A 20,464-nucleotide genomic window follows, 5' to 3' on the forward strand; every position below is an offset into this window, starting at 1 on the left:
ACCTCGGGCTCGCACGTCTTGATCGTGTAGAGGCTCCCTGAACGAGCAATCACCGCCCGGGGATCGCATCCATGAAACGGAACAGCTGGACCACCTGTTGTACGTCGTTCGTCCGCGGTACCGTGGCCCTATTCGTTCAACGTCGAACAACCAGGGAGCTCACAATGGCTGACAATACCTATCGCGTTATCGAAGTGGTCGGAACGTCGAGGGTCGGTTCCGATGAGGCCATCGCCAACGCGGTTCGGCGCGCCACCGAGACGGTAGAGAACCTTGACTGGTTCGAGGTTGTGCAGACCAGGGGCCATATTGTGGACGGCGCCGTTGACTACTTTCAGGTGCAGCTGAAGCTGGGCTTCAAACTCAACGCCCCGAACTAATTGACGGCGCGCTCTGACTTCGGCGTGCATAAGCGTAGGTCTACTACGTCAGCGCCGTGATGCGGCTTAATACCTGCTCCGGAACCGCCTCGCGCGGTACCTCGCCGAGCAGAAAATCGCCGTCCGGCAGCGTGCCGGTGTCGGTCGACCAGAAATCCGCGCCGATCACCGATCCGCGAAGCGCGCTGCCGTGCAGCTCGACCTGATCGTCGTGCCGCTGCCCGAGCGCCCACCGGTAGTGCTCGGTCACGTTGGAGACCGGCGAATAGGTCGACAACGGCACCGATTCAGCGCCGGTAGCTGGGCCACGGTCGTCGAGCAATACCGCGATCAAGGGTAGTGCGGCGAATCCACGCAGCCAATCGGCGACATACATTGACGCGTTTTCGGCATTATCGGCGTCGAGACCTGACACGTCGGCCGACCCCGAAAACGGATGCGTGCGCGCCAGCCACTGCATCGGTGACGGAATCTGCACCACGACGGGCACGCGTTGGGTCTTGCTGAAGATCGTGGCGAGTTCAATGACGAACGCGGTCGTCTCGACATCGCTGAGCAGGGTGCGCAGGGCATAGCCGGTTCGGGATTTGGCGCTCATCGCGGTTTGAAGAGCTGGATCGGATGCGACCCGGTGCGCGTAGAACCGGTCGAGGCTCAGCAGTGCGAGGTCGGACTTCAGCACGCCCTGAACCTGGCCGAAAAAGTTTGCGTACGCCATCGGCTCCTGCCACGGTACGGGCTTGCCCTGCAGAAAAACGGATTGGGCATAATCGTGGCTGTCCAATACCACGGCCCGACTGCGGCCAGAGGTCGGTTCGGCCAGAAGCTCATGTAGTGACAGTGCCATGGTGTTTCCCATCGATTAATCAAGATGTGCAACCCGGTCTGCGGGGCCGTAGGGAGACGGCCCCGCAGACCGGGTCAGAAGGTGAAAATTAGGACTTGTGTACGGCCACCTCGCCGTACTTCTGCTCAAGTTCGCGCACCCGCGCCTCCAGCTTGCCGATTTTCAGCACTCGGCGGTCGGGAACCATGATGAGGGGCAGTTCTGCGATCTTGCCCTTGACCCGCTCGGGCTCAATTTTGCCCCAGTGCGTCGCCAGCAGTTCCTCATCGTTGTCCTGGCCCCACGAGCCGTAATAGAGCAGGTCCTTGGGCGGCTCTTCCTGAACGAACTCCGCAACGAACTCCTTGTACGGCTTGCCGCGGCTGATTCGATCCCGACGCATCTGGGCCCGCAGCTCAATCGTTGCCTGCTCGTGCACCACGAAGGTGTCCGCTTCCCAGACGACGCCGTAAACGTTCGTGGCGACCTGGGCCGAGATCCGGTCCAGCTCAAGGTCGGTCACGACGAGTTCGGGGTCGCGCTCCAGCACGTCGCCGTAGCCACCGCCAGCACCCTGGGCGATCATGTACAGCTCGCCCTCCTTCGCCACGTCGAACTGCAGCCCCATGTGTCCGGTCTGGTAGTCGCCGCCCTCAAAAGGCTGCTCGTTCATGACCCGTTCCATCGACAGGTTGAACTGCGAAGGGTCCTTCTTGATGATGTCGTAGATGTTGATGTCCTTGACCATGGCCAGGGGGTACACCGGGCAGCCGTACCCTCCGAACATCCCGGGAACGGAGGAGAACTTCGATCCGGAGGTGACGGTCATGAAACCCCAGCTGGGTGTGCCGCGGGAGGCCACCATCATCTCGTAACCCATACCGCCGCGAAATTTGCCGAAACCTTGGTTGTCGCGCACCAGTCGCTTGCTGACCAGCTGCAAGAACGGAACCTCCTCTTCCATAACTTCCTGCTCGCCGAGGTCGGCCATCGCGCAGAACAACGGCGCCACGGCATCCTCACCATCGCGGAACGCCTTCGCCCCGCCACCCATGCCGTTGAGGTCGGCGCACAGGTTGCCGACCTGCTCACCGTTTTGCGTGGTGCCGCCCCAGAGAAAGTCGTTGATCTGGTTGAACCAGGGAGCCACAACGTTCGAGTACTTCTGCGGCGCCGAAAACTGCATCTTGGCGAAGGCCGACTGCAGAGCGGAGAAACCTCGAAAGGATGCCTGCAGCGACTGGCCGACGGGCGCATCGTAACCAGCATCCGCCCAGGTGTGTTCCTCCGTGATAATTTCGATCGGCGACAGCGCTCCAGTGCTACGCGGCAGGTCAGGCCACCAATACGAGAGAACGGCCTGGGACATGAACGATTTCGTCGACGCGAGCGGCGAGTTGAGGGCCCGATTGAGAATCTCGGGGCCCGTTCCGGTGAGGTCGATAATCATCCGTTCGCCCTTGACGGTGATCTTGCAGGCGAACTTGATCAGAATGTTCTCCTTGAGAGTGGAGTCCACGAACTGATTGAAGGTGACGGTGCCGTCGGGCAGCTCGCTAATACGGCGGCGTACCTCGGTCTCGACGTCCTCGACGGTGACGCGAAGCGACGCGACGAAGGTCTCCTGACCCACCTCGTCGATGAGCCGGTCGACGGTGTCCATGATGCGCCGCGTGGCGCCCATCTTCACCTTGATGTCGGCGAGCATGAGCTTCGGGTCGCGCGTGGAGTGTTGCAAGAACGTGAGCAGGTCGCGGCGCAGATGGCCCTTCTCCACGATCTTGATCGGCGAGGCCCGCAGACCGTCATCGAATGGTGACTCCGAACCCGACGGCATGCCACCCGGTTCGCACGCTCCATTCTCGCCTTCGTGGATGGTCGCACCCACCCAGGCGATGATGATTCCGTCGCGCATGACCGGCACGAGCATCGACTGGTCCGTGTTGTGCACCATACCGAAGCGGGAATCGTTGTGGAAGAAGCCGTCACCCGGGTTGATACCGACGGTGGGCTCATCCTTCCAGTTCTTCATGATGTAACGGATGGGGTGGTGCAGCACCGCGGAGAAGGCGATCACGCCCCGGTTGGAGAGATACGTGACATCGCCCTCGGCGGTGTACACCGCGCAGGAGAGGTCGGCCCACTTCGCTCCGGGCGCCGCACCCATGCTCTCGCACATCTCGAAAGCCTCATCAAGTGCACCGGCCAGGCGTTTGCGAATCCGGTCGACCTCGAGCGGGTCGATGCCCTGCGCGATGCACTCTTCTTCATAAGCGGTGCGCGGCATGATCTGGTGAGTACGCATGATGGCCGGGTCTGGCCCCAGGAAGAGGGTAGTCTCGTCCATGAATTTGTCGACCCACTGCTGTTCCTGGTCGGTGAGCAGCTGGGACGCGTCGTCGTCGCTTCCGCTGGTGGGTACGAACTGGTCAGTTGTCAATGTCATGGTGCTCAAGCTCCTTTGCTTATTTGAAGTGTTGCGAGGGTAAGAAAGCTGCTCAGGTGCGCTACAGTCAATCGCTCAGGAGCCATACCGCCCCCTGCACTGTCGGTTCCAGGCGCCAGCCCGGTTCCACCAGATACGTGGTGTTTTCGGTCGTGACGATCGCCGGTCCGTGGATCACGTATTCGTGTTTGAGCGCGTCGGCGTCGTAGACAGGGGTATCGACCGGGCCGGCGATGCTCGTGAAGTGCACCGAACGCCGCGAGACTGGTACCGGCTTGATCTTCTCGCCGCCGGTGTGAATCGACTCGAAGGCAATGACTTCGCCCTCGATATAGGACGCAACGCGAATGGTCTGCGCACGGACGCCCGCCTCTGGCGCCTGGGTGCCCGCGCCGTAGCGTTCGCCAAAGAGCTCGGAGAACGTCTTGATCAGGTGCAGCACGTCGGCAACTCCGTTGACCCGGTTAATGTTGAACGCGACAGCAGTGGTGACGAGCTGGTTGCCGTAGCGCATGTCCATTTCGAGGCGGTAGCGCACGTCGGCGCGGTCGTACCCCTGGCGCACGAGGTCTTCGGCGCCCTTCGCTTCAAGCTCTTCGATGTACCCGTTGAGCGCTTCATACTGGGCGTAGAGGCTGCGTTTAATCGGTTCGTAGAGCACGACGTAGGCGCTGCGTTCGTGAATGTGCAGCGGACGCATATTGCCGGCCCCGAGCGCGGAGAACACCGAGGCGAACGGCGGAAACAGGATACGGCTGATGCCGGCGCTCGCCGCGATGCCGCAGGCATGCAGCGGACCGTTACCGCCGTAGGCGAGCATCGTGTAGTCCTCGATCAGCCCGCCGCGCGAGCGCAGCTCTTTCTCGATGCCGATCGCCATCTGTTCGTCGACAGTCTTCTTAATAACCTTGGCAACCTCAACCGCGTCCAGGTCGAGCTCGTCGCTGAGCGTCTCATCGATGACATAGATCGAACGTTTTTTGTTGAGCTTAATATGCCCGTTGGCGTAATTGTCCGGGTCGAGGTAGCCGAGTACCAGGTCGGCGTCGGTGACCGTTGGGCGCAGGCCACCGCGGTCATAGCAGGCCGGGCCCGGGTCGCTTCCGGCTGACTCCGGACCGATTTGGAGGGCATGGTGAATTCGGTTGTAGGCGGCGATAGATCCGCCGCCGGCGCCAAGTGTGTTCAGGTGAATCATCGGTGCCGAGACCATCCAGCGCCCGATGGTGGGCTGAAAGTCGTAGTGCCGCACACCACCTTCTGGCACTAGTCCGATGTCGAACGAGGTGCCGCCCATGTCCATTGACACGACGTCGCCGAGGCCGGTCGACTCCGACAGATGCTGGGCCGCACCGACGCCGGCGATCGGTCCCGAGTGAATCGTTTGTAGGGCATCCGTTGAATTGGGCTGGGCCATGCCGCCCGAATTGTGAATGACGAGCATCGGCTTCTCGTACCCGGAGTCGCGCAGGTTATTAGAAAGCTGATTGAGTGCGTGAAACATGGTCTCGTGCAAGAACGCGTCGACGACGGTGGCCATTGCCCGTACGTACTCGCCCTTACGGCCAGACACCTGGCTGCTCAGCAGCACCGGAATGGACCCGAGTTCGTGCGTGGGGTACTCGTCGAGAATGATCTCCAGAATGCGTTCCTCGTGCACCGAGTTCTCGGTGGCATTGGTCAATGCAATGACGATCGCCTCTGCGCCGTTGTCGACGAGCTCGCGCACCTGGGTACGCACATCGTCGTACATGAGTGGCACGAGCACCTCGCCGACCGAATCAATGCGTTCCCGCACCGAACGGATGAGCCGGCGCGGCACGAGCGGTTCGGGTCGCTGAGCATCCGGCATGTCGCCCTGCTTGACCGCGTCGAGCCCCTCGCCGTAGCCACGGCCGCGCGAGAGCGGGATGGTGTCTTCGAAGCCGTGGGTGACGATCGCCGCGACCCGGGGGCCCTTGCCCTCGATCAGGGCGTTGGTGCCGAGAGTCGTGGCATACCGCACCGAGTCGACCTCTTTGAGGGCGGTTTCGCGGCTGATTCCAGCGCGCTCGCAGGCCCGGTCAAGGGCCTCGTTGAAGCCGAGCGCCAGGTTGTGGTGGGTGGTGAGAGCCTTCGATTCGATGTAAATGTCGTCCCAGACGAAGAAACAGTCGCTGAACGTGCCACCGATGTCTACCGAGATCCGTTTCACGGTCAGCGCCCTTCAGTCTGGTGCGAGTGGGGTGCCACGGAGTCGAATCGGGCGCTCAGATCGGTTACGGCGTTTTCGCCGGGGCCATAGTTGACGACCTCTTCAGGGTTACCGCCATGGGCTTCCCATTTCTCGCGCAGGGAGTCGATGTCCCACAGCATGTCGACGGTCGGCGGATGCCCCGGCGGAAGGTATTCGGCTTCAATCTGGGTTCCACAGGTGGGGCAGTAAAACTCTAGGATGCGGCAGAAAATCGGGTCGGGGGAGAACGTAAATTCGTACTTTTCCGGGTCGATCACCGGGGGATGAATCTCTTGGGGGTCTCGGTCGTAGACCAGGGTGCCCTCCTTGTAATTGCCGCGAGCATCGCCGAAATCGTGGGCGCAGATGCGGCAGATCCACCGCTCCGTGTCGAGGTCGATGAGCAGGTATTCGGTCATGGGAACGCGCATGTTGTTTGTACCTTCCTTGGGAAACACAGCGGGTCGAGGGTTAGAGGGTGTCGGTGAGTTGCAGATCGCCGGCGGTGGAGACCGACAGGGTCCAGCCAAGCGGTACCCGTGCGGTAAAGAAGGGACCTTCGACAATGGCTGGCCCGGCTGCCGTGGCACCGGCCACCTGAGCATCGAGTTCGTAGACCGAGACGCTCTCGACCTGCGCTTCCGAGGAGCGCACCTGCCGCGTTCCGGCAGCGACGGCGGCGCTCGCCGCTTGAGGCAGGCCGGCGTCGATGGTCGGGTGTGGCAGCCTGAAAATGGCCTTGAGGGCGAGAATCTCTTCACCGTCTTCGATGATGGTCGACCATTCGAGTTCGCACTCGTTCAGGTCATGCCCTTCCTGGAACATGTCCCGGCCGGCATCCGCTTGCATCGACTGACGCGTTGCGGTCAGTTTTTCGGCCGAGAAGCCCGTGACACTGGTTTCATACGACTGGGCGATGTCGGAGAAGCTGATGCCGTAGGCCGAGAACACCGCGGCCAGCCGCGGCACGAGCACATGGCGTACGCCGGCCAGGCGGGCAGCGCTGCACGCACTCATCGGTCCGCCGCCGCCGAACGCAGCTAGAGTCGTTTCGCCGGTTGGGCTGACCAAGTCGGTGAAGGTCCGCGCAAGGTGACTGGAATAGCTCCCTTCCATGCGAATCAGCGCCTCCTCGAGGCTGATGCCGAGGGGGTCGGCGACGGTCTTCGTGATGACCGCGCGAGACCGTTCGGCGTCCAGTGCCATCTCGCCATCGAGGTAGGTGGCTGGGTCCAGAATGCCCAGCAGCAGGTTGACGTCGGTGATGGTAGCTTGCGTTCCGCCGAAACCGAAGCAGGCCGGTCCGGGGGCGGCGCCTACGCTCTCGGGTCCGACGGTGATCTCACCGTCGTGCACGGCAATGATTGAGCTGCCGCCCACGCCGGTTGAGCGTACGTCACTCATCTCGTAAGAGATGTCGATGCCCTGAATCGATCCGCGCCGGTCGACGGCGATCGCCTTGTTCGCAACGGCGCCGACATCCGTTGTGGTGCCACCGACATCGATCATGAGTACGTTGTCGAGTTCGTAAGCCTCAGCGAGGGCGCGCGTGCCTTCGAGTCCACCGCGCGGCCCCGAGGAGTAGGTCTTGAGCGCAACAGACTTTGCAACGCGGGAGGAAGCGCCGTCGTTGCGGTAGATCAGCAGTGGGTTTTTCACCTTGTAGGCGCGCAGTCGGTGCTCGGCGCTGTACAGAAAACGCTCGACGGTGGGGTGCAAAAAGGAGTTGAGAATTCCCGACCAGACCTGACGCTCGCGTGAGGTGTCCGAGGCGAACTCGCGAGAGAACAGAATTGGAACGGAACCGAGCAGGTGTCGGGGAAAATTCTTGAGCATGGTGCGCTTGAACAGGTGCTCGCGTTCGGCGCTCGCGGCGGCGACGACGAGTCGCTCGGCCCCTGCTGTGGTCAGCCGGTTGATCTCGGCGACGAGCTGCTGGGCGAGCTCTTCGGGGGTGCCGTCAGCTGCAACAATACCGACGCGGGCGCCGATCAGATCCGCGAACAGCCCGGCCGTCTCTGTCGAAGTGCCGAGCGAGTCTGGCAGGGCGGGATCATCGGTAATCAGTCCGATCAGTGGACCCTTCCGTTGCACGAGTGCGTTGGTTCCCTGCGTTGACGAATAGCGGATGTGTCGGGTCGAGTGCAGCAGATCGGCCAGGTTGGGCTGTCCGTACAGCTGGGTCGAGGCCTTCGTCATGGCGTCGAAGAGACACTGGGACAGGTCGACCGGGGTGGTGAGGGTCTTGGTGAACGTGAAATCGGTGCCGCTGGCGACGACAATATCGGTGAGGGTTCCACCGTTGTCGATGTTGATCAATCGTTCCATGAGCGCTCCATTGCGGGTTGTCGTGAGTGACCGGTGCTCCTGGGGGAGCCACAGCATCAAGACTGACCCCGCAATCGACAAGCGGCGTGTCCCAGATTGGGACACCTCACGGCTGGCGCTTGCGGGGTCGAAGCGGGCATGCTGGAGGAGTCCACAAGGGAGTAGATATGCACAGAGTCGCCGATCGGCGAATCAAGATTGCCGCTGCGCGCGCCGATTTTCTGCGATTTGGCCACGCCGAAACCCAATCGGTCCCCGGATTAGTGGCAGCTTCCTGGCAGCGGTCCGCGACCGCCGGCGTGGATGCGTCGTCGTCGCACGCGGACTACCACAGCGATCTTGATCTCACCGGGCGCTTGATGCGGTGCTCAGAACCGGTCATCGACCGGCTGAGTGACGAAATGGCCGAGATGCCGCTATCGATCGTGCTGACCGACTACAAGGCGCGAATTTTGAGCCGCTCCGAAACCGACAAGACGATCGGAACCCTGCTCGATGAAGTGTCGCTGGCGCCGGGGTTCAACTACGCCGAGACCAGTGTGGGAACCAACGGAATCGGTACCGTGCTTGAGTCGGGTCAGCCGTTGTTTATTGTGGGTCCTGAGCATTTTCTGGAACACCTGCAACCGTTTGCCTGCGCCGGGAGTCCCATTCGTGACCCGCTTACCGGCCGGGTCGAGGGGGTGCTTGACCTGAGCTGCCTTATCGAAGACGCGAGCCCGCTCATGCATTCACTCGTGCGGTCGGCCGCCCACGAGATCGAGCGCAACCTGCTCGCCGATCGCAGCCAGCAACAGCAGGCCCTGTTCGAGGCCTACATGCGTGTGGATGCCCGCACCCGCGGCGCCGTCATGGCGATTGGCGGCACTTTCGTGATGGGTAACGCCGTGGCGCAGAGTTCGTTTTCTCCCGATGAACAGTGGACCGTTCAGGAGCACGCTCGTTATTTGCTGATTTCTCCGGGCCAGCCGGTCGACCAGATCGAGCTGTCATCGGGCAAGGTCGTGCATATTCGCGGCAAACGCGTCGTGATCGGACCCTTCGTTGCGGGCATCGTGGTGGTCGTCGAAATCATTTCCGAAGACGTGCCGACTTTGCTGGGTGGGCCTGGTGTGAAACTGCTACCGAAACGAGTACGCCGGGTGCGCAAACCTGAGGCGAGCGACACTCAAGCGTCCTCGTCAATTCTGACCGATGTGTCATCGTTGCTCGGCAAACGCGCGTCGCGAAGCATTGTCTCTGCTCTCACTGCGGGTGCGGCCCTGCTCGTGCTGGGGGAGGCGGGTGGCGGCAAGGTATCGCTCCTTGCCGAACTTTATGGCCACGTCGTGCCGCTGGGTCGAAGCGTGGAATGCTCCGCTGAAGAGCTCAACGAACAGGGTGTGCAATCAACCATTGACAAAGACCTAGTGAACGCTGCGGCCCTGCCCACGCTGTATATTTTTCGCAATGTCGATCGGTTGAGCGCGGCCGCTGTCGCAGAATTCGATGCATACCTCGCCGCGCGGGAGGCGAATGCGAGCGCGGGAGCTGTCGCCGTGACCGTGTCACAACCCGATCTCCAGAACGAGCTGGCTTCCGGTCGCCCATTCACCACACTGCTGCACCACTTCGAAACCTCCGTTACGGTCGCGCCCTTGCGGCATCGCCAGGGCGACCTCTCAGACATCGTCACGCGAGTGCTCTCGCGGCGGGCAGGATTGCGCCCAGCCACAGTGAGCGCCGGAGCGATGCGGGTAATCTCCCGCTACCCCTGGCCAGGCAACATTCGTCAGCTCGAAGAGGCCATCGACATCGCCCTGCTCACGCGTCCGGTTGGCGCCATCCAGGCCGAAGACTTGCCCGCCTACTGCCACGGTGGTGCGCCCCGCCTGTTGTCGGCGCTCGAAGCTGGTGAGCGCGACCTCATCGTGGGTGCTCTGCACAAAGCCGACGGCAACCGGATGCGCGCGGCCGAGTCTCTGGGAATCGCCCGGTCATCTCTCTACCGCAAGCTCAAGAGCTTCGGCATTCTGGTAACCGACTCGTAGCCGCTACGCGCGTAGTCGAACCACCGACCAGACGATGACCACGGCAACCAGTGCCATGGCGGCGAGGCCGAGCCCCGAGTACCCGACTAGCGCCAGAATCGGTCCGGCGACGGCTCCGCCGAGGGCGCCGGCCGCGTTCATCGAGAGGTCGGAGAAGCCCTGCAATGCGGAGCGATCCTCAATCTCGACGGCCTCAGAGACGAGGGTAGAGCCGGCGACAACGGATGCCGACCAGCCCAGTCCCAAAAAGACCAGGCTGAGCGTCATCGTGCCCTGTGACCCGTCGCTCCGCCAAGCCACCACGAGCGCGACCAGCAACAACAGCTGTCCGCCGAGAATGACCGGAAGCCGGCCCAGCCGGTCGGACAGCGCGCCAAAGACGGGCGAGAGGGCGTACATTCCGGCCACGTGCAGGCTGATGGTCAGGCCGACAACGGTGAGGGTGGCGCCGTGGTCGCGCAGGTGCACCGGCGCCATCGACATCAGGGCCACCATCGTCGCGTGGCTGAGCGCGATCACGACAACCGCATACCGGGCCGCCACATTGCCGTGCAAAATCGCCAGACCTCCGTTGGCTGCGCGAATGCCGGCGCTCGCCGGACGCGCGGCGAGCGCGGTCAGCAGGGGGTCGGGTCGGAGCCCCAGAGCGTAGACGAACGCGGCGGCGACCGTTGCGGCCAAGGAAAAAGCGAACGCCCCGGTCATCGCTGGCAGCCCGAGGGCAGCGCCGAGCGTCTCGCCCGGTCCGAACAGGTTTGGGCCGAGCACGGCGCCGATCGTCGTCGACCAGACCACAATCGACAGGTCCCGTGCTCGGAAGCGCTCGGAGGCGAGGTCGGTGGCGGCGAAACGAGCCTGCAGGTTTGTCGCCGAGCCGGCACCGAGCATCATCAGGGAGAGAAGAAGCAGCACGAAATTGTCGACGGAGACCGAGGCGATCGCAAGCACGGCGCCCGTGCCAGCAACAAGCGACCCGGTCGCCAGCGATACGCGGCGGCCGCGCGCCTGCGCCAAGCGGGCGAGCGGCACGGCCACGATCGCAGCCCCGAGGGTGCTCATGGTCGCGGCCATACCCGACCAGGCGCTCGATCCCGACAGCTCTGCAGCGAGCAGCGCGCCCAGCGACAGGGTCGCCCCCATGCCGATGCCGCCGAGAATCTGCCCGGTGATCAGCACTCGCACAACGCGCTTCTGCAACGCGGTGTGCCAGACGAGTGTTGCCTGCGCTGCCGCTGTGTCATTCTTCATGGTTTGTGACTCTCCTGATCGCAGCTTTGCGCTGGCGTGCGCGTGATGCTGCTCCACCGCCTGAAGTCACTCTACGGAAGCAGCGCGCTAGCCGCACTCGTGACAGGTGACGACCAGGCACACGATCACTGCTCGCAGAGCTCACGGGAGGTCGCCCGGGCGCCTGAGGCAATGAAACCGTGCAGTAATGAGACTATGGAGCAATGACCGGAACACTCGTGGCCAAGGGCCTAGCTGGCGGCTACGCGCACCGCACTCTCTTTGAATCGCTCGACCTCACGGTCGCCCCCGGCGATGTCGTCGGCGTGGTGGGAGCTAACGGCGCGGGCAAATCCACCCTGTTAAACCTGCTGGCCGGGCTCACCGAGCCGCAGGCCGGCACCGTCAGCCTCAGCCCAGCGGATGCCTTCGTCGGCGCGCTCCCGCAGGAGCACGAACGCGTGCCCGGCGAAACGATCGCCGGCTACATTGCCCGGCGCACGGGGTGCGCCGCGGCAACGCGCGAAATGGATGCCGCAGCATCCGCTCTCGGAGATGGGGAACAGCGCACCGATGGAATCGACCCGGCCGACACCTATTCGAGTGCGCTCGAACGTTGGCTAGCCAGCGGCGCCGCCGACCTCGACGAACGGGTGCCGATCGTGCTCGCCGACCTCGGCCTCACGCTCGGCACCACGGCGGCGCCCACTAACACCGTGACGCTCGACAGCCTGATGACCGCGCTCTCTGGTGGCCAGGCCGCGCGGGTCGGGCTCGCCGCGTTGCTGCTCTCCCGCTTCGACATCGTGCTACTCGATGAGCCGACGAATGATCTCGACCTCGACGGACTCGAACGCCTCGAAGCCTTCGTGACCGGCCTCCGCGGCGGCGTCGTGCTGGTCAGTCACGACCGCGAGTTTCTCGCCCGCTGCGTCACCCGCGTGCTCGAACTCGACCTTGCCCAGGGAGCGAACCGGGTGTTCGGTGGCGGCTACGACTCCTACCTCGAGGAACGCGAAACAGCGCGCAGGCACAATCGGGAGAACTACGAAGAGTTCGCCGCCAAGAAAGCCGACCTCGTTGGCCGAGCCAGAACCCAGCGCGAATGGTCGAGCCAGGGCGTGCGCAACGCCATGAAGAAGGCGCCAGACAACGACAAAATCCGCCGCAAGGCCTCGGCCGAATCGAGCGAGAAGCAGGGCCAAAAGGTGCGGCAGATGGAGAGTCGCATCGCGCGCATGGAAGAAGTTGACGAGCCCCGCAAGGAATGGCAGCTTGAATTCACCATCGGAGCTGCCCCGCGCTCGAGCGCCGTCGTGGCGACCCTGAGCAACGCTGAGTTTCGGCAGGGCGACTTCGTGCTCGGCCCGGTCTCGCTGCAGATCAACGGCGGCGAACGCATCGGCATCACCGGCCCGAACGGCGCCGGCAAATCCACCCTGCTGCGCGCTCTGCTCGGTCGTCAGCAAGCGGATGCTGGTAGCGCTCACCTCGGCGCCAGCGTCTCGATCGGCGAGATCGACCAAGCCCGGGCGCTCCTGGCCGGCGAGCGGCCTCTGGCCGAAAGCTTCGAGCTGCTCGTTCCTGAGCTTCCGCCCGCCGAGGTGCGCACGCTCCTTGCCAAGTTCGGCCTCAAAGCCGATCATGTAAACCGCCCGGTCGACGAGCTGTCGCCGGGGGAGCGTACCCGGGCTGGACTGGCTCTGTTGCAGGCACGCGGGGTCAACCTGCTCGTGCTCGACGAACCGACCAACCACCTTGATCTCGCAGCCATCGAGCAACTCGAACAAGCGCTCGACTCTTACGAGGGCACGTTGCTGCTCGTCACCCACGACCGGCGCATGCTCGCCAACGTGCGTACCGACCGGCACTGGCATGTCGAGGCTGGCCAGGTCACCGAGCTCTAACTGTTCCGACTGATTCCGCTTTCCGCAGGCCGGCTCGCGCTGGTCGATTGCGGTCGCGACCGGCGGAATGGATGCTGTCTGCTCGCTGCTTCTCGCTAGCTCGACCGCCGGGGTGGGTGCGTTTCGCTCGCTGCGACGCGCGGGAGACACGCCAGTACGCGGGACCTGCGCCGCTGCGCGGGAAGCCGGGCGGCGGGCATCCGTTCGAGCGGAGCTCGCTGCGCTGGACTTGCGCCGCTGCGCGGGACTTTCGGTGGCATGGCGTTCGCGGCAGAGCTCGCTGCGCGGGAGCTACGCCACTGCGCGGGACTTTCGGTCTGCCCAGAAGTCCCGCGTAACACGATGCGCGGGAGCTGCGCCGCTGCGCGCGAGTTCGGCCTCCCGCGCACTGGCGCAAGTCCCGCGCACCGTGACGGCCCCCAGGTCTACCGCGACTGGCGCTTCTTGCCGAGCTTGGGCTGCCCCTTCACCGCGGGGGCGCGGCCCCGGCCTTTGTTGGCCTTCGCCTTGCCGCCGCCGGAACCGCCCGAACCGCCTGAACCGCCCGAACCGCCGCTGGAACCGCCCGAGCCGCCGCCGGACGCCGCACCGCGCCTGGAGGCCTGGGCAAGCTCAACGCGAGCGTCCTCCAGAAAAGCAATGCCGATCTGGGTCAGCGTCGTACTCTGGGCGGAACGGTCGAACAGCGCATACCCGAGCTCGGCCTCAACCTGCTTGACCGATGCACTCAGAGTGTCGCGCGAGATGCCGAGGATCGCGGCGGCGCGGGCAAAATCGGGTGCCTCCGCAGCAGCCACGAAGCGTCCCAGCAGGGTGATGTCCACAAAAAGCCTCTCGTCGCTCCCGCAGATTGCGCGGTAGACCTCATAGGCTACGCGTCGAATGCGGCCCACTCTAATTAACCAGGGTTGGCGCAACGCCGCCGACGTGGTTCGCTGGAACCATGACGACCTTACCGATGTTTCCCCTGGGATCCGTGCTGTTTCCCTATATGCCGCTGCAACTGCGCGTGTTCGAGGAACGCTACCTGGTGATGATGGCTCGGGTTCTCGATTCCGAGCCGGCCGAGTTCGGCATCGTACTGATCGAGCGCGGCCAAGAAGTCGGCGGCGGCGAACGTCGCTTCAACATCGGCACCGTGGCCCGGGTCACCCACCTCGAAGCGCCAGAGCGCTACCTGGGGCTGACCGTGCAGGGCGAACGCAGAATCGAGGTGAACGAGTGGATGCCGGAGAACCCGCATCCGCTCGCCAGCGTACGAGCGCTGCCCGACCTCGAATGGGACGACGCGCTGCTGCCGCGCCGCGAACAGGCCGAGCGCCTCGTGCGCCGCACCCTGTCGCTCGCGAGCGAGTTCAGCGACCAGGAATGGGCGCCCGATGTGGCGCTCTCCCCCGATCCGACCGCCGCCGCCTGGCAGCTCGCCGCGATCGCCCCGGTCGGCCCGCTCGACCAAATCGCGCTCCTGCGCTCACCAACGATGGAAGCCCTGCTCGACAACATCATCGAGCTGACCGAGGCAGCGGCCGAGGCCCTGGCCTGGTAATACTCGCCGGGCCGTCAGTGTGACCCGAAAATTGACTGAACGGACACCTCGGCAACCGCAGCCCGCGGCGAGCGGTGTCTAATGGAGTAGATGACTTCACCAGCGGATGCCGCCCCACCAGCTTCCGACGCGATCGTCGGCCTCGACGGCCTGGCCCGCCCGCTGTGGGCATCGGTCGACCCGATGCTGCGCAACTACTACGACACGGAGTGGGGCATGCCGGTGCGCGATGAGCATGCTCTGTTCGAGCGCATCAGCCTCGAGGCGTTCCAGTCCGGGCTGTCCTGGGCCATCATTTTGCGCAAGCGCCCCGGGTTCCGTGCGGCATTCGCCGACTTTGACCCCGACCGGATCGCCGGCTTCGACGAAAACGACGTGGCGCGGTTGCTCCAGGATGAGAAGATCGTGCGCAACCGCCTCAAGATTCGAGCGACGATCACGAACGCGCAGGCCACGATCGCGCTGCGCCAGCAGGGCGGACTGGTTGACTTCGTCTGGGCGTTTCAGCCTGCCGAGACCCCGCAGCCGCGAATGCAAGCCGAGGTGCCAACTCGCTCCGACGCATCCGTCGCCCTGTCGAAGGCACTGAAGAAGGTCGGCTTCGTTTTCGTCGGCCCCACCACGATGTTCGCGCTGATGGAGGCAATCGGCATGATCGACACCCACCTGCTGGGCAGTCACCGTCGCGGCAGCAGCGGGGTGTGGCGCTAGGCTGAGCGCTACCAACTGAATATCGGGCCATATGGACGATGCGGGAGAGTTCGACGCGCAGGCGCACGAACACCGAAGGAGCAATCCTCCCCGACAATCTCTCAGGTACTCGTACCGCATCGAACTGGCCACTCTGAAAAGTAGATTGTGCGTGACCGACAATCTCGCCCACGGTGAAAGTCAGTGCTAGCGCGCTGGTGAAACTCTCAGGCACGAGCGACAGAGGGGGAGTTCCCAGGCGGCTCAATCGAGCCGTGCACACCATTCTGTGACCCGGAGAACTCATGACTACGGCCGATTCCAGCACCCCAGCAAGCTCAGACCGTTTTTCCCCGCTGCACCAGGCGCACGTCGACGCCGGTGCGAGCTTCACCGACTTCGCCGGCTGGCAGATGCCGGTGCGCTACTCCAGTGACCTCGCCGAACACCACGCCGTGCGAACCGCGGCCGGCCTGTTCGATCTGTCGCACATGGCCGAGATTCTGGTCGAAGGTACGGATGCCGCCGCCTACCTCGACTACGCGCTGGCCGGCAAACTCTCAGGTGTAGAGCTCTGGCAGGCCAAGTACAGCCTGCTCCTGGCCGAGAACGGCGGCATCATCGACGACCTCGTCGTCTACCGCCTCGATGAGGCCAAGTTTCTCGTCGTGGCCAACGCCGGCAACCGGTTCGCCGCCTTCGAGGCGCTGCTCGCGCGTGCCGCCGATTTTGACGTGAACGTCATCGACCAGAGCGATGACTACGCCCTGATCGCCGTGCAGGGTCCGAACGCCCTCGCCATTCTGGGCGCCACCGATGGCCTGACCGACGTCGGTACCAATCTGCTGTTCATGAAGTATTACCGCATCACGGATGCCTTCTTCCGCGGCCAACCGCTGCTGGTCGCGCGCACCGGATACACCGGCGAAGACGGCTTCGAGCTCTACCTCGCGGCCGAGCATGCCCGCGAACTATGGGATGCACTCACGAGTGCCGGCGCCGATCAGGGACTGGTCCCGGCCGGGCTGGCCAGCCGCGACACGCTCCGTCTTGAAGCTGGCATGCCGCTCTACGGCCACGAACTGACCCTGAACACCTTCCCGGCCCAGGCGGGACTTGGCCGCGTGGTCAACCTGAAGAAGGAGAACGACTTCGTTGGCCGGGCCGCGAGCGAGGCTGGGCCGGCGGAGGGGGCATCCGTTCTAGTCGGTCTGATTGCCGCCGGAAAAAGGGCCGGGCGCGCCGACTATGAGATCTTCCGCAGCCCGGGCGCGGCCAGCGCAGACGGTGTGATCACCAGCGGCGCCCTCTCGCCGACGCTGGGCTACCCGATTGCCATGGCCTACGTCACGCCGGACCTCGCTCGGCTCGGCACCGAGGTGTACGTCGACGTGCGGGGCACCCGCCTTCCGGCGACCGTCACCTCGCTTCCCTTCTATAAGCGCGTCAAATAGACCCTCAACCTGCGAAAGGCAACACCATGACAGACACATCGAAACTGCAGCAGTCCACACTGAAGTACACGCCCGAGCACGAGTGGGTTTTGGTTGACGGCAGCATCGCGACCGTCGGCATCACCGCCTACGCGGCCGGAAAGCTCGGCGACGTCGTCTTCGTCGAACTGCCGGGCGTCGGCAGCACGGTCGCCAGCGGCACGGTCGTCGGCGAGATCGAGTCAACCAAGTCGGTCGGTGAGCTGTTCGCTCCGGTCAACGGCACCGTCACGGCCACCAACGGTCAGGTAGTCGAAAGTCCAGAACTCGTCAACAGCGACCCGTTCGGCGAGGGTTGGCTGATCAAGGTCGAGTTTGAAACCCTGCCCGACCTGCTCAGCTTTGCCGAGTACTCCGCCTTGATCGGGGAGTAATCGCATTATGAGCCAGCCCTTCACCCAGAGCCCTTTCACGCAGCGTCACATCGGAACGGATGCCGACGCCCAGTCCCACATGCTCGCCACGCTTGGCTACGACTCGGTCGAGCACCTCGTCTCGGCCGCCCTGCCAGCATCCATTCACGCCGATCTGTTTCGACAGGACGCCGGTAGCGCGTTGCCGCCTGCCGCGACCGAGAATGAGGCTGTCGCCGAGCTGCGCGCTCTCGCCGGCCGCAACACGGTCAAACGCTCGATGATCGGCCTCGGCTACTACGACACCTTCACGCCGGCCGTGATTAAACGCAACGTGTTCGAGAACCCCAGCTGGTACACCGCCTACACGCCGTACCAGCCCGAGATCTCGCAGGGCCGACTCGAAGCGCTGATCAACTTTCAGACCATGATCGCCGACCTCACCGGCCTAACGACGGCCAACGCCTCGATGCTCGACGAGTCAACGGCCGTCGTTGAGGGCATGCTGCTCGCCCTGCGCGCCTCAAAGTCGGGCTCACGCCGTTTCATCGTCGACACGGATGCCTTCCCCCAGACCCACGCGCTGCTCACCAACCGCGCCGCCGCACTCGGTATCGAGCTCGCCCAGGTTGACCTGAACGAGCAGACCACGGCCGAGGATCTCGGCGACTATTTCGGTGTCTTCGTGCAGTACCCGTCCGGCTCCGGTCGCATCTGGAACCCTACCAACGTCATCGACCTCGCCCACGAACAGAAGGCGCTCGCCGTCGTGGCTGCCGACCTGCTCGCGCTCACCCTGCTCAAGTCGCCCGGCGACCTCGGCGCCGACGTTGCCGTCGGCACCAGCCAGCGCTTCGGCGTGCCGATGGGCTTTGGCGGACCACACGCCGGCTACATGGCCGTGCGTAAAGGCCTCGAACGCCAACTTCCCGGACGTCTCGTGGGAGTGAGCGTGGATGCCGCCGGCCACCCGGCCTACCGCCTCGCCCTGCAGGTGCGCGAACAGCACATTCGGCGCGACAAGGCCACCTCGAATATTTGCACCGCTCAGGTGCTGCTCGCCGTGATGGCCGGCATGTACGCGGTCTATCACGGGCCCCAGGGCCTCACGGTGATCGCCACCCGGGTGCACGAACGAGCCGGAGCGCTCGCCGCCGCCCTGCGCGCGATCGACGTCGATGTGACCAACGACACATTCTTTGACACGATCCGGGTCTCCGTGCCGAACGCCGCCGAGGTTGTCGAGAAGGCGGCCGCGAGCGGCTACAACCTGCACCAGGTCGATGCGAACACCGTCAGTGTGTCTGTCGATGAGACCACCACTCTCGCCGACCTGTCCTACATCGTCGGAGCGTTCGGTGGCCGCGACGCCTTCGGCCATGTCGACTTCGACGCCGTGCAGCACGGCCTGCCGGCCGACCTCGGCCGCGAAAGCGCGTTTCTCACCCACCCGGTGTTCAATACGCACCGTTCCGAGACCAGCATGATGCGCTACCTCAAGCGCCTCGCCGACTACGACTATGCCCTTGACCGGGGTATGATCCCGCTCGGCTCCTGCACCATGAAGCTCAACGCGGCGAGCGAAATGGAGGCCGTCAGCTGGCCCGAATTTGCTGGAATCCACCCCTTCGCCCCGACAGCGGATGTCGAGGGTTACCTACACCTCGTGCGCCAGCTCGAAACCTGGCTCAGTGATGTCACCGGTTACGACTCCGTGTCGCTGCAGCCCAATGCCGGCAGCCAGGGCGAGCTGGCCGGTCTCCTAGCCATCCGCGGATACCACCAGTCCAACGGGCAGGCCGACCGCACGGTCTGTCTGATCCCGTCGAGCGCGCACGGCACCAACGCGGCATCCGCTGCCCTGGCCGGCATGCGCGTCGTGGTCGTGGCCTGCGACGAGCTCGGCAACGTCGACCTGACCGACCTGCACGCAAAAATCACCGAGCACGCCGAGAATCTCGCTGCGCTCATGATCACCTACCCCTCCACCCACGGCGTCTACGAGCACGAGGTCGCTACCATTTGCGCGGCCGTGCACACCGCCGGCGGGCAGGTCTACGTCGACGGTGCCAATCTCAATGCGCTGCTCGGGTTCGCCCGCTACGGCGATTTCGGCGGCGATGTCTCGCACCTGAACCTGCACAAGACCTTTTGTATCCCGCACGGCGGCGGCGGGCCCGGTGTCGGCCCCGTCGCGGCCAAGGCCCACCTCGCGCCGTTTTTGCCCGGGCATCCGCTCGCCCAGAGTGACGAGCACTACCTGCTCGGCGCTGCGGGAACCACGGCGACGGTCGTGCACGCCGGCGGACCGGTCTCGGCCGCACCGTACGGCAGCCCGAGCATTTTGCCCATCTCCTGGGCCTACGTGCGCATGATGGGCATCGACGGCCTCAAGCAGGCCACCGGCGCAGCGGTGCTTGCCGCTAACTATGTCGCCAAGCGCCTCGAAGACAGCTACCCGCTGCTGTATTCGGGCGACAATGGCCTGGTCGCGCACGAGTGCATTCTCGACCTGCGCCCGCTCACCGCGGCCACCGGCGTAACCGTCGACGACGTGGCCAAACGCCTCGTCGACTACGGCTTCCACTCGCCGACGATGAGCTTTCCGGTGGCTGGCACGCTCATGGTCGAACCCACCGAGAGCGAAGACCTCGGCGAAATCGACCGGTTCATCGACGCCATGATCGCAATCAAGGCCGAAGCGGATGCCGTAGCCGCCGGCCGCTGGCCCGCCGACGACAACCCGTTGCATAACGCCCCCCACACCGCACAGTCGGTGATTGAGGGGGAGTGGGAGCACCCGTACGACCGAGCCACCGCGGTGTACCCGCTCGCATCGCTGGTGCGGGGCAAGTACTGGCCGCCGGTGCGCCGCATCGACAACGCCTACGGCGACCGCAATCTGGTCTGCGCCTGCCCCCCGCCGGAAGCCTTTGAGTAATAGCCCACCCGCGCGCTTGCGCCCCGCTTGTGCCCCGCGGGTCGAGGCGCGACGAAAAAGCGATCGAGACCAAGCCACGCTG

The 20,464-nt window shown here is 64.3% G+C and carries 15 protein-coding genes and 1 riboswitch; of the genes, 8 read left to right on the plus strand and 7 right to left on the minus strand.

Annotation, left to right across the window (positions count from 1 at the left end):
• The first annotated feature begins 164 nt into the window (after positions 1–164).
• On the plus strand, positions 165–380 hold the full coding sequence (locus CXY75_RS17505; RefSeq protein ID WP_104084078.1) for a dodecin: 216 nt from the start codon (positions 165–167) through the stop codon (positions 378–380).
• A gap of 43 nt (positions 381–423) precedes the next feature.
• On the opposite strand, the gene CXY75_RS17510 is transcribed toward CXY75_RS17505, so the two are convergent.
• The 5 genes from CXY75_RS17510 to CXY75_RS17530 form a co-directional block, all read right to left on the minus strand.
• Positions 424–1,227 carry a hypothetical protein gene (locus tag CXY75_RS17510; RefSeq protein WP_104084079.1) on the minus strand — a complete coding sequence of 268 codons (804 nt, stop codon included), beginning with the start codon at positions 1,225–1,227 and terminating at the stop codon, positions 424–426.
• An 88-nt stretch (positions 1,228–1,315) separates the two neighbouring features.
• On the minus strand, positions 1,316–3,652 hold the full coding sequence (locus CXY75_RS17515; protein WP_104084080.1) for a hydantoinase B/oxoprolinase family protein: 2,337 nt from the start codon (positions 3,650–3,652) through the stop codon (positions 1,316–1,318).
• Positions 3,653–3,719: 67 nt separating this feature from the next.
• Entirely contained in the window at positions 3,720–5,846 is a 2,127-nt protein-coding gene (locus tag CXY75_RS17520) for a hydantoinase/oxoprolinase family protein (RefSeq protein WP_104084081.1), read from the minus strand.
• Between the two features lie 2 nt (positions 5,847–5,848).
• On the minus strand, positions 5,849–6,298 hold the full coding sequence (locus CXY75_RS17525; protein ID WP_104084082.1) for an acetone carboxylase subunit gamma: 450 nt from the start codon (positions 6,296–6,298) through the stop codon (positions 5,849–5,851).
• A gap of 40 nt (positions 6,299–6,338) precedes the next feature.
• Positions 6,339–8,195, minus strand: a complete 1,857-nt coding sequence (locus CXY75_RS17530; RefSeq protein WP_104084083.1) for a hydantoinase/oxoprolinase family protein — start codon at positions 8,193–8,195, stop codon at positions 6,339–6,341.
• Positions 8,196–8,362: 167 nt separating this feature from the next.
• On the opposite strand from CXY75_RS17530, the gene CXY75_RS17535 reads away from it, so the two are divergent.
• Complete coding sequence (locus CXY75_RS17535; protein ID WP_104084084.1) at positions 8,363–10,225, plus strand: sigma-54-dependent Fis family transcriptional regulator; 1,863 nt, start codon at positions 8,363–8,365, stop codon at positions 10,223–10,225.
• Between the two features lie 3 nt (positions 10,226–10,228).
• Here the strand turns inward: CXY75_RS17535 and CXY75_RS17540 are convergent, their stop codons facing one another.
• The gene (locus CXY75_RS17540) at positions 10,229–11,473 is read right to left on the minus strand and encodes an MFS transporter (RefSeq protein WP_104084085.1); all 1,245 of its coding nucleotides are present in this window, start codon (positions 11,471–11,473) and stop codon (positions 10,229–10,231) included.
• A 203-nt stretch (positions 11,474–11,676) separates the two neighbouring features.
• Between CXY75_RS17540 and CXY75_RS17545 the strand changes: the two genes are divergently transcribed.
• Positions 11,677–13,359: an ABC-F family ATP-binding cassette domain-containing protein gene (locus tag CXY75_RS17545; protein ID WP_104084086.1), complete on the plus strand. Its 1,683-nt coding sequence runs from the start codon at positions 11,677–11,679 to the stop codon at positions 13,357–13,359.
• A gap of 425 nt (positions 13,360–13,784) precedes the next feature.
• On the opposite strand, the gene CXY75_RS17550 is transcribed toward CXY75_RS17545, so the two are convergent.
• Positions 13,785–14,183 (minus strand): LysR family transcriptional regulator, encoded by a 399-nt coding sequence (locus CXY75_RS17550; protein ID WP_104084087.1) that lies wholly within the window; start codon positions 14,181–14,183, stop codon positions 13,785–13,787.
• 119 nt (positions 14,184–14,302) lie between these two features.
• Here CXY75_RS17550 and CXY75_RS17555 point away from each other — a divergent pair, with 119 nt between their 5' ends.
• The 5 genes from CXY75_RS17555 to gcvP all read left to right on the plus strand — a co-directional run bounded on the left by CXY75_RS17555 (position 14,303) and on the right by gcvP (position 20,382).
• Complete coding sequence (locus CXY75_RS17555; RefSeq protein WP_104084088.1) at positions 14,303–14,905, plus strand: LON peptidase substrate-binding domain-containing protein; 603 nt, start codon at positions 14,303–14,305, stop codon at positions 14,903–14,905.
• Between the two features lie 90 nt (positions 14,906–14,995).
• Positions 14,996–15,616, plus strand: a complete 621-nt coding sequence (locus tag CXY75_RS17560) for a DNA-3-methyladenine glycosylase I (protein WP_104084089.1) — start codon at positions 14,996–14,998, stop codon at positions 15,614–15,616.
• Between the two features lie 31 nt (positions 15,617–15,647).
• Positions 15,648–15,743: riboswitch (glycine riboswitch) on the plus strand.
• Positions 15,744–15,900: 157 nt separating this feature from the next.
• Positions 15,901–17,049 carry a glycine cleavage system aminomethyltransferase GcvT gene (gene gcvT / locus CXY75_RS17565; protein WP_104084090.1) on the plus strand — a complete coding sequence of 383 codons (1,149 nt, stop codon included), beginning with the start codon at positions 15,901–15,903 and terminating at the stop codon, positions 17,047–17,049.
• A 26-nt stretch (positions 17,050–17,075) separates the two neighbouring features.
• Complete coding sequence (gene gcvH / locus CXY75_RS17570; RefSeq protein WP_104084091.1) at positions 17,076–17,462, plus strand: glycine cleavage system protein GcvH; 387 nt, start codon at positions 17,076–17,078, stop codon at positions 17,460–17,462.
• 7 nt (positions 17,463–17,469) lie between these two features.
• Positions 17,470–20,382 (plus strand): aminomethyl-transferring glycine dehydrogenase, encoded by a 2,913-nt coding sequence (gcvP, locus tag CXY75_RS17575; protein ID WP_104084092.1) that lies wholly within the window; start codon positions 17,470–17,472, stop codon positions 20,380–20,382.
• Positions 20,383–20,464: the final 82 nt, after the last annotated feature.

This window comes from Cryobacterium sp. Y11, from assembly GCF_002929535.1.
Taxonomy (GTDB): Bacteria; Actinomycetota; Actinomycetes; order Actinomycetales; family Microbacteriaceae; genus Cryobacterium.

What these genes read in the sequence shown, in the direction of transcription:
- CXY75_RS17535 (WP_104084084.1), top strand. Translation starts at nt 8,363, where the DNA reads ATGCACAGAGTCGCCGATCGGCGAATCAAGATTGCCGCTGCGCGCGCC.
- CXY75_RS17510 (WP_104084079.1), bottom strand. Translation starts at nt 1,227, where the DNA reads ATGGCACTGTCACTACATGAGCTTCTGGCCGAACCGACCTCTGGCCGC.
- gcvH (WP_104084091.1), top strand. Translation starts at nt 17,076, where the DNA reads ATGACAGACACATCGAAACTGCAGCAGTCCACACTGAAGTACACGCCC.
- CXY75_RS17560 (WP_104084089.1), top strand. Translation starts at nt 14,996, where the DNA reads ATGACTTCACCAGCGGATGCCGCCCCACCAGCTTCCGACGCGATCGTC.
- CXY75_RS17525 (WP_104084082.1), bottom strand. Translation starts at nt 6,298, where the DNA reads ATGCGCGTTCCCATGACCGAATACCTGCTCATCGACCTCGACACGGAG.
- gcvT (WP_104084090.1), top strand. Translation starts at nt 15,901, where the DNA reads ATGACTACGGCCGATTCCAGCACCCCAGCAAGCTCAGACCGTTTTTCC.
- CXY75_RS17505 (WP_104084078.1), top strand. Translation starts at nt 165, where the DNA reads ATGGCTGACAATACCTATCGCGTTATCGAAGTGGTCGGAACGTCGAGG.
- CXY75_RS17530 (WP_104084083.1), bottom strand. Translation starts at nt 8,195, where the DNA reads ATGGAACGATTGATCAACATCGACAACGGTGGAACCCTCACCGATATT.
- CXY75_RS17515 (WP_104084080.1), bottom strand. Translation starts at nt 3,652, where the DNA reads ATGACATTGACAACTGACCAGTTCGTACCCACCAGCGGAAGCGACGAC.
- gcvP (WP_104084092.1), top strand. Translation starts at nt 17,470, where the DNA reads ATGAGCCAGCCCTTCACCCAGAGCCCTTTCACGCAGCGTCACATCGGA.
- CXY75_RS17545 (WP_104084086.1), top strand. Translation starts at nt 11,677, where the DNA reads ATGACCGGAACACTCGTGGCCAAGGGCCTAGCTGGCGGCTACGCGCAC.
- CXY75_RS17540 (WP_104084085.1), bottom strand. Translation starts at nt 11,473, where the DNA reads ATGAAGAATGACACAGCGGCAGCGCAGGCAACACTCGTCTGGCACACC.
- CXY75_RS17555 (WP_104084088.1), top strand. Translation starts at nt 14,303, where the DNA reads ATGACGACCTTACCGATGTTTCCCCTGGGATCCGTGCTGTTTCCCTAT.